The organism is Candidatus Rokuibacteriota bacterium (genome assembly GCA_030647435.1).
In the GTDB taxonomy this organism is placed as follows: Bacteria; Methylomirabilota; Methylomirabilia; order Rokubacteriales; family CSP1-6; genus AR37.
The window spans coordinates 1-12,083 of sequence record JAUSJX010000024.1; the positions used below are offsets into that span (position 1 = coordinate 1).

General features: G+C 66.6%; 14 protein-coding genes and 1 pseudogene. 6 read left to right on the forward strand and 9 right to left on the reverse strand.

What is annotated here, in order from left to right; all coding sequences use genetic code 11:
- Positions 1–145 precede the first annotated feature (145 nt).
- On the forward strand, positions 146–562 hold the full coding sequence (locus Q7W02_04775) for an HNH endonuclease signature motif containing protein (GenBank protein MDO8475503.1): 417 nt from the start codon (positions 146–148) through the stop codon (positions 560–562).
- Between the two features lie 47 nt (positions 563–609).
- Here the strand turns inward: Q7W02_04775 and Q7W02_04780 are convergent, their stop codons facing one another.
- Positions 610–963: an HAD family hydrolase gene (locus Q7W02_04780; protein ID MDO8475504.1), complete on the reverse strand. Its 354-nt coding sequence runs from the start codon at positions 961–963 to the stop codon at positions 610–612.
- A gap of 90 nt (positions 964–1,053) precedes the next feature.
- Here Q7W02_04780 and Q7W02_04785 point away from each other — a divergent pair, with 90 nt between their 5' ends.
- The 3 genes and pseudogenes from Q7W02_04785 to Q7W02_04795 all read left to right on the forward strand — a co-directional run bounded on the left by Q7W02_04785 (position 1,054) and on the right by Q7W02_04795 (position 2,898).
- Entirely contained in the window at positions 1,054–1,491 is a 438-nt protein-coding gene (locus Q7W02_04785) for a nitroreductase family deazaflavin-dependent oxidoreductase (protein MDO8475505.1), read from the forward strand.
- A 1-nt stretch (position 1,492) separates the two neighbouring features.
- Positions 1,493–2,338 (forward strand): alpha/beta hydrolase, encoded by an 846-nt coding sequence (locus tag Q7W02_04790; GenBank protein MDO8475506.1) that lies wholly within the window; start codon positions 1,493–1,495, stop codon positions 2,336–2,338.
- Between the two features lie 3 nt (positions 2,339–2,341).
- Positions 2,342–2,898, forward strand: a pseudogene (locus tag Q7W02_04795) (isopropylmalate isomerase).
- A 177-nt stretch (positions 2,899–3,075) separates the two neighbouring features.
- Here the strand turns inward: Q7W02_04795 and Q7W02_04800 are convergent.
- The 4 genes from Q7W02_04800 to Q7W02_04815 form a co-directional block, all read right to left on the reverse strand.
- Positions 3,076–4,062 (reverse strand): permease, encoded by a 987-nt coding sequence (locus Q7W02_04800; protein MDO8475507.1) that lies wholly within the window; start codon positions 4,060–4,062, stop codon positions 3,076–3,078.
- Between the two features lie 14 nt (positions 4,063–4,076).
- Complete coding sequence (locus tag Q7W02_04805) at positions 4,077–4,454, reverse strand: metalloregulator ArsR/SmtB family transcription factor (protein ID MDO8475508.1); 378 nt, start codon at positions 4,452–4,454, stop codon at positions 4,077–4,079.
- A gap of 130 nt (positions 4,455–4,584) precedes the next feature.
- On the reverse strand, positions 4,585–5,154 hold the full coding sequence (locus Q7W02_04810) for a type II toxin-antitoxin system VapC family toxin (protein MDO8475509.1): 570 nt from the start codon (positions 5,152–5,154) through the stop codon (positions 4,585–4,587).
- Positions 5,072–5,308 (reverse strand): type II toxin-antitoxin system prevent-host-death family antitoxin, encoded by a 237-nt coding sequence (locus Q7W02_04815; GenBank protein ID MDO8475510.1) that lies wholly within the window; start codon positions 5,306–5,308, stop codon positions 5,072–5,074. The genes Q7W02_04810 and Q7W02_04815 overlap by 83 nt, the downstream gene beginning before the upstream one ends.
- Before the next feature lie 271 nt (positions 5,309–5,579).
- On the opposite strand from Q7W02_04815, the gene Q7W02_04820 reads away from it, so the two are divergent.
- Complete coding sequence (locus Q7W02_04820; GenBank protein ID MDO8475511.1) at positions 5,580–6,200, forward strand: DUF1080 domain-containing protein; 621 nt, start codon at positions 5,580–5,582, stop codon at positions 6,198–6,200.
- 305 nt (positions 6,201–6,505) lie between these two features.
- Here the strand turns inward: Q7W02_04820 and Q7W02_04825 are convergent, their stop codons facing one another.
- The 4 genes from Q7W02_04825 to Q7W02_04840 all read right to left on the reverse strand — a co-directional run bounded on the left by Q7W02_04825 (position 6,506) and on the right by Q7W02_04840 (position 10,305).
- Entirely contained in the window at positions 6,506–7,351 is an 846-nt protein-coding gene (locus Q7W02_04825; protein MDO8475512.1) for a carbohydrate ABC transporter permease, read from the reverse strand.
- A 3-nt stretch (positions 7,352–7,354) separates the two neighbouring features.
- Positions 7,355–8,302, reverse strand: coding sequence for a sugar ABC transporter permease (locus Q7W02_04830; protein MDO8475513.1), 948 nt, complete (start codon positions 8,300–8,302; stop codon positions 7,355–7,357).
- Between the two features lie 3 nt (positions 8,303–8,305).
- Positions 8,306–9,604: an extracellular solute-binding protein gene (locus Q7W02_04835; protein MDO8475514.1), complete on the reverse strand. Its 1,299-nt coding sequence runs from the start codon at positions 9,602–9,604 to the stop codon at positions 8,306–8,308.
- A 119-nt stretch (positions 9,605–9,723) separates the two neighbouring features.
- Positions 9,724–10,305 (reverse strand): Uma2 family endonuclease, encoded by a 582-nt coding sequence (locus Q7W02_04840; GenBank protein ID MDO8475515.1) that lies wholly within the window; start codon positions 10,303–10,305, stop codon positions 9,724–9,726.
- A 298-nt stretch (positions 10,306–10,603) separates the two neighbouring features.
- Here Q7W02_04840 and Q7W02_04845 point away from each other — a divergent pair, with 298 nt between their 5' ends.
- Complete coding sequence (locus Q7W02_04845) at positions 10,604–11,875, forward strand: DUF222 domain-containing protein (GenBank protein MDO8475516.1); 1,272 nt, start codon at positions 10,604–10,606, stop codon at positions 11,873–11,875.
- Positions 11,876–12,083 lie beyond the last annotated feature (208 nt).

Here is a 12,083-nt window from a genome sequence, read left to right on the forward strand (position 1 = left end):
GCCAGTCCGTCCTCGAGGGCGGCGCGCGCGTTTCCGCGGAAACATCCCGGCGCCTGGCCTGCGACGCCAGCCGGGTGGTGATGCGCTACGACGACGCCGGGCGCCTGGTGGAGATCGGGGCCCGGACCCGGACGATTCCCCCGCCTTGCGGCGAGCGCTCCACCATCGGGACCGGGGCTGCCGTTTCCCCGGCTGCGGCGTCCGCTTCGGCCAGGGGCATCATCTCCGCCACTGGGCGCACGGTGGCCCGACAACGCTGTCAAACCTCGCGCTGCTCTGTCGTCGGCATCATCGCGCGGTGCACGAGGAGGGCTACCAGGTCGCGCGCGGGCCCGACGGGGCTCTCCGATTCAGGCGGCCGGACGGCCGCCCGCTGCCTGAGGTGCCTCCGCCTACCGCGGTGCTCGGTGACCCCATCGAGGCTCTCCGCGCTTGTCACGACGCGCAAGGCCTTCGCATCGATGCGCGGACGGCGTGCGCCGGCTGGCTCGGGGAACGGCTGAATCTGACTTGGGCCATCGACGTCCTGCATCCCCTGGCCCAGAGAGCCCGACCGACCTGACCCCCTTCTCCCCAAGTCAGTCACCTACATCCCGGGAGGGCACCCATTCAGCGCACCCCTTTGGCGAACTCGCTTTCTTTGATGAAGCGCCAGCCTGCGCGCTCCGCAGCGCCGCGGTCGTCGCTCGCGCCGGAGATGCCGAGGATGTTGCCGACCATCACGTAGTCTTGCCCCGGAATGTGCTGCCGCAGCTGGCGCAAAAAGTCGTGCTTCTCGATGCCGCATGGCCCCACGAACGAGCAGATGTGGTGCCAGCCCGGATAGTGCAGCGTCACCATCGCCCAATTCCCACAGAGGCCGACGATATGGCCGTCCTCGCGCAACTTGGCGAGATCGACCAGCTTCACAGGCCCCTTGCTGACCTCCAGGGTCTCATCCACGTCGAACGCGTACACGACCATAGCGGTTTCCTTTTCTGGCTTGTGTCGCGGCACCGTCTGCAAGAAAATGAAGCCCGACTCTTGCGCTTCCCCTTCATCGAGGAGAACCCCATGGCAGAGTATATTCCCAGCCCCAGGGATTGGGTGCGTGAACAGGTCGAACTCTACGAGGGCAGTGGCGGGACCAAAGGCACCACGCTTCGCGACACCGGGTTGCCGGTGATCATCGTGACCAACACCGGCAATAAGACCGGCGCGATCCGTAAGACCCCGCTCATGCGCGTCAAGGACGGCGCCAACTATGTCCTTGTCGGGTCGCAGGGCGGGGCACCGACGCACCCGGTCTGGGTGCACAACCTGCGCGTGAACCCGGCCGTCGAGCTTCGCGACCATACGGTGGTGCAGGCGATGCGGGTGCGCGAGGTCGAGAACGAAGCCGAGCGGGCCCGGCTCTGGGCTCTTGCCGTCGCGGCGTTTCCGCCGTACGCGGAATACCAAGCAAAGACCACCCGGAAGATCCCGGTCTTCGTCGCAGAGCCGAACCGCTAGCTTGGCGCGCGGGCCCGCCGGCTTCACCGAGCGCTTCGCCAAGGTTAACGGGGTGCGGCTTCGCTATCTCATCGGCGGGCAGGGCAGCCCGGTGGTCCTGCTGCACGAATATGCCGAGACCGGCCACATGTGGCGCCCGATCATGCCGTTGCTCGCGCAGCGTCACACCGTCATCGTGCCCGACCTGCGCGGCGCCGGGGGATCGGCCAAGCCGGCAACCGGCTACGACAAGAAGACCATGGCGGTGGACATCCACGAGCTGACCTCCTCGCTGAAGCTCGATCGCGTCAGCATCGTCGGCCACGACATCGGGCTGATGGTGGCCTACGCTTACGCTGCGCAGTTCCGGGAGGCCACCGAGCGGGTGGTGCTGATGGACGCCTTCCTGCCCGGCATCGGCAACTGGAAGGACGTGTGGCTCCTGCGCGACCTGTGGCACTTCCACTTTTACGGCGACGTGCCGCTGGCGCTGGTGAAAGGCCGCGAGCGCACCTACCTCGAGCACTTCTGGAACGACTTCGCCGCCGATCGGAAGCGCTCAGTGCCCGAGGCCGATCGCCGGCTCTACGCCCGGGCCTACGCGCAGCCCGGGGCCATGCGCGCCGGCTTCGAGTACTTCCGCAATTTCGAGCGCGACGCCCTGGACTTCGCCCGGATGGGCAGCACGCAGCTTTCCATGCCGATGCTGGTCCTGTCGGGCGAGAAGGCGGGCGGCACCTTCCTCATCGAGCAGGCCAAGCTAGTGGCATCCGACGTCCGAGGCCAGGTGGTCGCGGGCGCGGGTCACTGGCTGATGGAGGAAGCGCCCAAAACCGTGATCCCCGCGATCCCCGACTTCGTCGGCTGAGGGATCAAGCGCCGCCAGGTGTCGGGCCGCGGCATTCCCGTCACCGGCAACGACATCGACACCGACCGCATCATCCCCGCGCGCTTCCTCAAGGCCGTGACCTTCGAGGGCATGGGCGAGCACGCCTTCGAGGACGCGAAGAAGCAGAACCCCGAACACCCCTTCAACCAGCCCGCCTACAAGGGCGCGTCGGTGCTGGTGGTCGGCCAGAACTTCGGCTGCGGGTCTTCCCGGGAGCATGCGCCGCAAGCCCTCATGCGCTGGGGCATCAGCGCCATCGTCGGCGGCTCCCGATGCTCGGCATCCCCTGCCTGGTCGCCACCCAGGCTGACCTCGAGTGGCTCCAGAAAGCCATCACCCGCGAGCCCAAGACCCCGCTGACGGTGGACGTGGAAAAGCAAGAGGTCCGCTTCGGCGACCGCGTCATCAAGGCGACCGTGCCCGACGGCCCGCGCAACCAGCTCGTGGCCGGCACCTGGGACTCGACGGCGGTGCTGCTCGAAGCGGGGCCGGCGATCGAGGCGACGGCGGGGAAGCGGCCATACGTCAAGGGGTATTGATAGGCGCGGTCTGTTGGGAATGCATCGAGCCCCAGCGGGACTCGAACCCGTGTTTGAGTCGTGACCACGCTTTCGCTAGAAATCGCTGCACGTTACACGCCGTTTACTTCCGAGAAAATCGACGCGACTGAAACACGCATTACCTTACCGCTTTGAGACAAGGTTAGACAGTGAGTCCTATCCGAGCACGAGGTTCGTGAGCCAGCCGAGGATGACAGCTCCCAATACCGAGACCCCAAGGTACAGTGCGAACACGCGCCGCGTAACGACACCCCACACGGCGGACATCGCGGGAACCGTTGTGACAGGTCCGGCGATGAGAAAGGCGATCGCCGCGCCGGGCTGCATGCCTTGCCCGAGCAGCCCCGATACGATGGGGAGCGCGGCGACGTTGTTGAGGTAGAGCGGAATCCCGACAAGCGCAGCAATCACGACCGCGAAGCGACTTCCTTCGCCCAGTACGCTCGCAATTGCGGCCTGGGGCACGTAGCGGACGATCAAGGCTTCGAGAAGAAAGGCGAGCAGGAGCCACCGTCCCAGCCGCCAGCTCTGCACGCCCATCTCGCGCCCCGCAGTCGGCCAATGGATATGCCTGACACGCTCGCTGAATGACGCATGCGTCGCAGAAGGCGTGGCCGCCGCTGCTGCGCAGCAGGACGATGTGGTGCCGGTAGCGTCAGAGGCTCCGGAGATCACCGGCAAGCGGCTCTTCGTCGCGCTCGCCGACGATGTCGCAGACTGCCGTAGGACGTTGGCGCCGAGGAGACCCGTCCGAACGAGCGCAACGGTGAGATACCCGGCGCCCAGGCTAAGGGCGAGCGTCGCCGCGAGTCGCGCGACAGCGAGCGGCCAGCCGAGCATCGAGACTGTCAACGCGAATTTCTCGGGGTCCATCGTGGGTGAAGCGATCCAGAACGACATCACGGGCGCCAGTGGCACCCCACTATGGAGCAACCCGCTGATCACCGGCACGACCGTGCACGCGCACAAGGGGCTGAAGGCGCCGACAGCCGTTGCCAACACGACCGCGAGGCCGATGCGAACCTCGACGGCACGACGGATAAGGCCATCCAACTGCAACGCGTGGATGAGGGTGCCGAGGGCAATGCTTATCACAAAGGCCGGCAGCACTGACCATACCTCCGCTCCAACGAAGCGGCCGATCTACACGATCTCGGTCATGTAGTACCCTCCATCACTCGCTGGACGCGTCCTCGCACGGCGCGCATGATCTCCGGCCGAACGAAGTAGTAGGCCCACACTCCCTTGCGGATCGCGTCAATCCATCCGGCCTCGCGGAGTAAGCGAAGATGGTGCGAGACCGTCGGCTGCTTGACCGGAAGCGCCCCCTCAAGATCACAGACGCACACCTCACCGCCGCGACGCACGAGGATATCGAGAATGGCAAGCCGGACAGGATGAGCGAGGAGCTCGAGATCGGCGCTGACCCGCTCCAAGAGCTCGAAATCGATCTGCGGTCGCGGGCCGACCGAGCACCGAGTGCCGCGCGCCCGTTCCGGGGGATCGACGACGTGCCCCGTGCCCCGCTTCGCCATGGGGGGATCGTCTCACACGTATCGATGACTGTCAATACGAATGGTGAGGAACGGACGACCGTTGCCGGTCAGGAGGACGCAATTGTACCGGCGCCAGAACTTGTCCTCCGAGAGGGGGTACTGAGCCGCTTCAGGCTGGGTAGACGGCGAGGCCGATCGCTCGGGCCGCGGCTGTCAGCCGCGCGTCGAACGACGCCAGCGATGCCGCCCGCGCTGACGTCGCCAGTGCCAGGTGAAGAGCGTCGGCGGTGCGCAGCGGAGTCTCCGGCAGGCTCAGGAGGAATTGTTCCGCCCGGCGGTGGACGTCGCGAGTCAACTCGACGCGGTGGTACACGCCGTCGTCGAGGCGCCCGAGGATGGCGTGCTGAAGGCGTCGCACAGCCTCCCGCGCGAGGGACCCCTGACGCAGACGGCGGGCGAGCGCCGAGATGAACTCGGTCACCGCCAGATCGGACACGAGGACATCGTCCCGGCCTTCCACGACTTCATTGAACTCGTCGCTGCCTGGCTCCGGCAGGTAGAGTTTGAGCAGGGCGCTGGTGTCGCAATAGAGGGGGCCGGGCAGCCCCGCTCGGTATCCCGCCCGCTGCTCGCGACGCCGCGACGGAACGCGCCTCCTAGAGGCGATCCGCGCGGTCCTCGGCGACGGTGGTGGAGAGTGGAGGGTCGAGGACCGGCATCTTCCGGCGGAACGCGACAAGGTTCGGAACGCCCTTGCCGCGCGGGCGATCCGGCGGCACCAGCTTCGCCACGGGCCGCCCGCGCTCCGTGATGACAACCTCGCGCCCCTTCCGGACCTCGTCCAGAAGCGCCGAGAGGTTCTGGCGGGCCTCGCGGACTCCGGCGGTGCGCATGGCCTGAGTGTGCTACATGTAGCACTTGGCGTCAACCTGCCCGGATCCCCTCGCCGTGCCGGCCCCCCTCACCCACCCGGCCCGCTCCGGCGCTCCCGCGCCGCCCGGCCCCGCCCCACCTGCCCCCGCCGCGTGTGTCCGCCCTGTGCGCATTCCGGTGAGCAGAAGGTTGAGACCGGCGATCAAGCTTCTTGACGGGCAGGCGCCTGGTGCCCCATCCTTTGCAGGGTAAAGAGCGGGGAATCGTCATTCAACCCAGGAGGAGATCGTAATGAAACGCTTGTCTGTCATCACCATGGGGTTGTTTGTTATCGGGCTAACCGTTTTGGGATGCGCAAGCCAGCCGTCCGGTCAAGCCGACGCGGGATGGATCACGCTTGTTGACGGCACCACCGGCCTGGACAACTGGAACCGCATCGGCGACGCCAACTGGAGAGCGGCGGACGGTGCCATTGTGGCCGACAAGGGCAAGGGTGGCTATCTCGTCTCGAAGAACTCCTACAAGGACTTCCAGATCAGGGCGGAGTTCTGGGCGGATCACACCACGAACAGCGGCGTCTTCATCCGCTGTACCGATCCCAGCAAGATCACCGCCACCAACGCCTACGAGGTGAACATCTTCGACCAGCGCCCCGACCCGTCCTACGGCACCGGGGCCATCGTCAATTTCGCGAAGGTATCGCCCATGCCCAAGGCCGGCGGCAAGTGGAACACCTATGAGATCACGGCCAAGGGCTCGCAGCTGATCGTCGTGCTGAACGGAGTCCAGACCGTCAATATTCAGAACAGCCAGTTCGCGCAGGGATCGGTCGCCCTCCAGTATGGCAGCGGCCCCAAAGACGCCCCCGGCGGCGTCATCAAGTGGCGCAAGGTGCAAATCAGGCCGCTATAGCCTGCGCACATGGTGTGGCCCAGGGCGCCCCGTTGCGTGGGAGCCCTGGGAAATGTCTGTTCGGGTTAGAGGATCCCCATCTGTTTCCGTCCTCTTCCCACATGCTCGCTGGCGCTCGCGCGTCGTCAGCTACGGCCGCCCCGCCCCTGATGTCAACGCGCGCGAGCGCGAGGCCAGCCGCCGCGCCGCCCGGCCCCGCGCCTTGACCGCGAGCCCGCGCCGGCAGAGCTTAGGTGGGGGTCAGCGGACGATCGCGGTGCCGACGCTCGGCTTCGCCCCGAACGGCCGGGGACCTTCCTGCGGCTCTAGCCCTTGACGGCGCCGGCGGTGAGACCCGCGACGTAGTACTTCACGAAGAACGAGTAGATCAGCGCGACGGGGATGGAGCCGAGCAGCGCCCCGGCCATAAGCTGGCCCCAGTAGAAGGCGTCGCCGCGGATCAGCTCGCCCACGACGCCGATCGGTATGGTGCGCACGCTCGATTTGCTGAGGAAGAGCAACGCGTAGAGGAACTCGTTCTGCGACAGCGTGAAGGCGAAGATGCCGGCTGAGATAAAGCCGGGCATGCAGAGCGGAAGAATGATCCTCGTCATGGCGCGCCAGCGGCTGGCGCCGTCGATCATGGCCTGCTCCTCCAGCTCCTTTGGCACCGTCTTGAAGTAGCCCATCAAGAGCCACGCGATGAAGGGCACGAGCAGGGTCGGATAGGTCAGCATCACGGCCGTGAGCGTATTGCCCAGGTGCAGCCGGCCGATGAGATCGGCCATGGGCACGAACAGGAGCGTCTGCGGCACCAGGTAGGTCACGGCCACGGCGATGGCCAGCAGCGCCCCGCCGCGAAACCGCATGCGCGCCAGCGGGTAGGCCAACATGCTCCCGAGCAGGAGGGAGATGGCGGTCGCGATCACGGCCACCAGCATCGTGTTGGCTACCCAGATCAGGAAGTTGGTCTCCTTGAGCAGATCAATGTAGTGGACCAGCGACGGGTGCTGGATGCTGAGCGGCATGGCCTTGGGGTCGTACAGCTCGGCGTTGGTCTTGAGCGACGTGGCCGCCATCCAGGTGAATGGAAACAGCGCCACCACGACGAACGCCACCAGCGGCAGCCAGAGGCCAAGGATGCGCTTGCGCCAGGTCAGCTCGCCGACCATTGATCAGTCCTTGCGCACGAAGAAGGTGAGCGCCACGAGCAGGAGACCCAGCACCGGCACCATGCTGAGCGCCACCGCGGAGCCGAGCCCCATCTGGCCCGCGCCCATGCTGAGGCTGTAGGCGTAGGTGGCCATCAGGTGCGTGGAGTTGGCGGGACCGCCGCCGGTGAGCACGTAGACCAGCTGGAAGTCGAAGAAGGTGATGACGATCGAGAACGTGGTGACGATGAGGATCACGGGCATGAGCGACGGCAGCGTGACGTAACGGAAGCGGCCCCACGTGCCCGCGCCGTCAATGGTCGCCGACTCGTGCAGGTCGACGGGAATGGTCTGCAGGCCCGCGAGGATCGAAATGCCGAAGAACGGCAGGCCGCGCCACGTGTTGACCATGATGATCGAGATCATGGCCATGGTCGGGTTGCCGAGCCAGGAGGGCCCGGTCGTCGCCAGGCCGCTCACCACCAGCAGGCGGTTGAAGAGGCCCATGCCGGGGTCCAGGATCCACTGCCACGCCACGGTGCTGAGCACCGTGGGCACGATGAACGGGAGGAGCAGCGCGGCGCGCGTGACGGACTTCATCTTGAAGCTCTGGTTCATCACGAGCGCCATGGCGAGGCCGCCGGAGGCCTTCAGGATGGTCGCGACTCCAGTGAAGATGATCGTGTTTCTGACCGCCTGCCAGAAGATCGGGTCGTTATAAAGTTTGACGAAATTGCCGAAGCCCACGAAGGAGGCGGCGCGGGCCACCTCCTTGTGGAAGAAGCTCAGGTACACGCCGTAGATGAACGGGTAGCCCAGGAATGCCAGCAGGAACAGCATGGGCGGCGTGAGCATGAGCCAGGAAAATACGGACTCGCGCTCCATGAACGCGCCGAGCCGGCCAAACCGGAACGGCCGGTGGGCGGGCGCCGACAGCGCGCCCGCCCGAGAGGCCTCGAGAACCTTGCTCAACGCCTACCCGTAGATTGTCTTGAGCTGCCCGACGGCCTCCGCGATGGCGGCCTTGGTCGGCGTGCCCGTGCAGGCCTTGGTGAACATGTCGATCACGATCCAGCGATTGACCACTTCCCCATGCTGGCGGTTGGCGGGCGCCGGCCACGACGTGAGCTTCCCGGTCTCGAGGACTTTCTGGAACGGCTTGACGCGCGGCTCGATGTCCCACTCGGGCGCTTTGTCGAAGCCGTGCAGGTACGGAGCGAAGTACATATCGCCCGAGGCGATCCACGGACGGAACTGCTTGGGGTCCATGATCCAGCGCAGGAAATCCTTGGCTGCCTGCGGGTCTTTGCTGTAGGCGAAAACGCCGTGCGTCACCTGCACGAGGGCATGGTAGCGCTGGCCATTGGGCCCCTTGGGATTGAGCCCGTGTTCGATCACCTTCCCCATCTCAGGCAGGTCGCGCTTGGCCGACACCATGATGCTGTAGGCATTGTTGGTGCACGAGATCTGGCTGGTCAGGAAGGCCTTGTTGTTGGCCGGATCCAGCCACCCGACGCAATCTTCGATGCAGGCTTCCTTGTACAGCTTGCGCACGAAATCCACGGCCTTCGCGGTCTCGTTGGTGTCGAGAGCGACCTTCTTGCCATCCTTGTCCATGACCGTTACCCCGTAGGACCACAGCAGGGGGTAGAGCCAGGAATAGTTGTCGGCGAAGCCGTGACCCATGGACATGCCGAACGGATGGCCCTTGGCCTTGAGCTTGATGCCGGCTTCCAGGAACTCGTCCCAGGTCTCCGGGAATTTCTTGACCCCGACCTCGTCGAACCAATCCTTTCGGTAAACCATCAGCTGGCCGATGTTCCCCATGGGCACGGACTTCCACTTCCCTTTGTCGATGGACAGGCGCTTGATCTCGTCATACCAGCCGCCCTGCTCCTTGCCCACCGCCTCGGCGATGTCGGACACGTCCACCAGGGCGTCGCGGTAGAGCCACTCCTGCTGAACCCATGCCAGGTCGGCGCCGGACTTGTTCTCGACCATCGAGACCAGCTGGACCGGCGCGCTGCCCCCGGCGGCCTGGATCTGGTATTCGATCTTGATGCCCGTGGCCTTTTCGTAGGCAGGCGCCATAACCTTCTGGAAGTGGTCGTCGAAGTTCTTCACGTAGGCGCTTTCGCGCGCGAACGTGATGCTGACCGGCTTGGCCTGGGCATTGCGGGAGACCCAGGGCCCCGCGGCAACGCCCGCGGCCCCGGCGGCGGCATACTTCAGGAAGTCACGACGGGTGGCCTTCGACGGAGCGGGCTTTGCCATGGATTTTCCCCTTATCTATGACGTGGATGAGTTTGCGTCCTGCGGCGACGATACTGCCCCCAGACGGGGGCGTCGTCAAGGGCCGCGTCAGTGATGCAAACGGGGGGTCTGGGGCCCGGCTACGGCAGGAGATCGGCGACGCGGATGGCCGCCGCCGGGGCGGCGAGCGGCGTGACCGTGGCGTCGGCGCTCAGCGTATCGATCGCCACATAGCCCCAGGCCCGCCGGGCCGGGCCCGGGCACGCCGGCTCGCGATAGACTTCCAGCACGCGGTCGCCGAGGTTGAGAATCCAGTAGTCCGCGATTCCCGCGCGGGCATATGCCGCGGCTTTGCGACCGCGGGCGAGGAGCAAGCCCGACTGAGCGACCTCGACGATGAGCGCCGGGCGAGTCGGATGTGCGGCGGCGTAGTCACGCGGCGAGCCCCGAACGACGCAGACGTCCGGTTCGGGCTCGGACCGGTCATCGAGAATGATCGGGCTCTGAGTCTGAACGAACCAGCCCGCTCCGAATCCGAGCTCGAGGGCCTTCGCCGCCAGAAGCACCGCCGTCCGGTACGGGCTGTGCTGGGGCTCCTTGACGAGCAATAGGCCGTCGAGCAGCTCGATCGGGTCATCCTCGTCGAGGAGGCCGTGGTCGATCAACTGCCCGTACTCGTGGCGGGACCACCGATGCAGACCGGGACGCTCCGCTTGCTTCATGGCCGTGGGTTACTCCGATCCTATCCGAGGTCTCCGGGAGAGGTCAATGTACGCGAATGGATACACCAAGAGTCGGCATCCCGCGCTTTTTCGCTTGACAGCCTCTGCCGGGTGAGGCGGTCACTCGGCAGCAGCCCCCGGAAAGTGCCGGCCCAGCGGCACGCGCGAGTCCACCGGTACACGATCGGGTTGGACCCGATCGAAAATCATTTCGCGTCCCGAGATCGCCCCTCCCGGACGCTCTCCGAGAGCCCGAAAATCAGGGTGTAGAGTCGCCTCAGCAGAAGGAGGGCTCGCCATGCAGATCCATTCCACCTCTGAGCTGGACCGGCTCGGCGACGAGATCGCCGAGCTGTCCGCGCACCTTGACGCCGCCACCGCGCGCCTTCTCTCCATGATCCGAGAGTTCGACGCGCGAGGGGGATGGAACACAGGTTTTCGCTCCTGCGCCGCGTGGCTCTCCTGGAGGGTGGGGCTTGATCTGGGCGCGGCGCGTGAACGGGTCCGGGTCGCGCGCGCCCTCGAGACGCTGCCGCTCGTTGCCCAGGCCCTTGCCAGCGGGCAGGTGTCGTACGCCAAGGTCCGCGCCATCACCCGCGTGGCCGCGCCGGAGACCGAAGCGCGGCTCCTGGCCGTGGGGCGCGCGGGCACGGCCGCCCACGTCGAGCGGATCGTACGCGGCTGGCGTCGGGTAGACCGGCGGGCCGAGGCTCGGGAGACCGCGCAACGGCATGCGGGCCGAGCCCTCCACGTGCACCAGGACGAGGACGGCATGGTGGTGCTCAGGGGGCGGCTCGAGCCGGAGATGGGCGCGCTGCTCGTGCAGGCGCTCACGGCAGCGCGCGAGGCACTGTACCAGCGGGCCCGCGTGCTGGACGGGGAGGCCGGGCACGGAGACGTTTCCGCGGAAACGCCCACGCTGGCCCAGCAGCAGGCCGATGCGCTGGCCCTGCTCGCGGAGACGGCCCTCCATCACGGGCTTGATCCCGGCGCCCCGGGCGAACGCTACCAGGTGGTGGTCCATGTCGACGCCCAGGCACTGGCCGATCCGGATCAGCCGGGCCAGTCTGTCCTCGAGGATGGCGCGCGCGTTTCCGCGGAAACGTCCCGGCGCCTGGCGTGCGACGCCAGCCGGGTGGTGATGCGCCATGGTGCCGCCGGGCGCCTGCTGGAAATCGGGGCCCGGACCCGGACGATTCCCCCCGCCTTACGGCGAGCACTCCACCATCGGGACCGGGGCTGCCGTTTCCCCGGCTGTGGCGGCCGCTTCGGCCAGGGGCATCATCTCCACCATTGGGCGCACGGTGGTCCGACAACGCTCTCGAACCTCGCGCTCCTCTGCCGCCGGCATCACCGAGCGGTGCACGAGGAGGGCTACCAGGTCGAGCGCGGGCCCGACGGGACTCTTCGATTCCGGCGGCCGGACGGCCGCCCGCTGCCTGAGGTGCCGCCGCCTGCAGCGGTGCCGGTGATCCCATCGCGGCTCTCCGCACGTGCCACGACTCGAACGGCCTTCGCCTCGACGCGCGGACGGCATGCGCCGGCTGGCTCGGGGAACGGCTTGATTTGACTTGGGCGATCGACGTCCTGCACCCCCTGGCCCAGCTGCGAGGTTCGGAACGCGCTGGTCCAAGCCGGATATTGGCCTAGCCCGCTCTTCCAAGTAACATCATCACGCGGGTGAACCGGCAGGGGGTGAGACGTCCGCGGTTTTGGTGAGGGTGTAGCCGAGTTCCTGGGCCCGGCGCATGAGCTGGGAGACGACACGGCTCTGGTAG

Coding starts and splice junctions, on each gene's coding strand:
- Q7W02_04780 (MDO8475504.1), bottom strand. CDS start 963: ATGGTCGTGTACGCGTTCGACGTGGATGAGACCCTGGAGGTCAGCAAG.
- Q7W02_04785 (MDO8475505.1), top strand. CDS start 1,054: ATGGCAGAGTATATTCCCAGCCCCAGGGATTGGGTGCGTGAACAGGTC.
- Q7W02_04805 (MDO8475508.1), bottom strand. CDS start 4,454: ATGGCGAAGCGGGGCACGGGGCACGTCGTCGATCCCCCGGAACGGGCG.
- Q7W02_04815 (MDO8475510.1), bottom strand. CDS start 5,308: ATGCGCACCGCCGGAGTCCGCGAGGCCCGCCAGAACCTCTCGGCGCTT.
- Q7W02_04820 (MDO8475511.1), top strand. CDS start 5,580: ATGAAACGCTTGTCTGTCATCACCATGGGGTTGTTTGTTATCGGGCTA.
- Q7W02_04825 (MDO8475512.1), bottom strand. CDS start 7,351: ATGGTCGGCGAGCTGACCTGGCGCAAGCGCATCCTTGGCCTCTGGCTG.
- Q7W02_04835 (MDO8475514.1), bottom strand. CDS start 9,604: ATGGCAAAGCCCGCTCCGTCGAAGGCCACCCGTCGTGACTTCCTGAAG.
- Q7W02_04840 (MDO8475515.1), bottom strand. CDS start 10,305: ATGAAGCAAGCGGAGCGTCCCGGTCTGCATCGGTGGTCCCGCCACGAG.
- Q7W02_04845 (MDO8475516.1), top strand. CDS start 10,604: ATGCAGATCCATTCCACCTCTGAGCTGGACCGGCTCGGCGACGAGATC.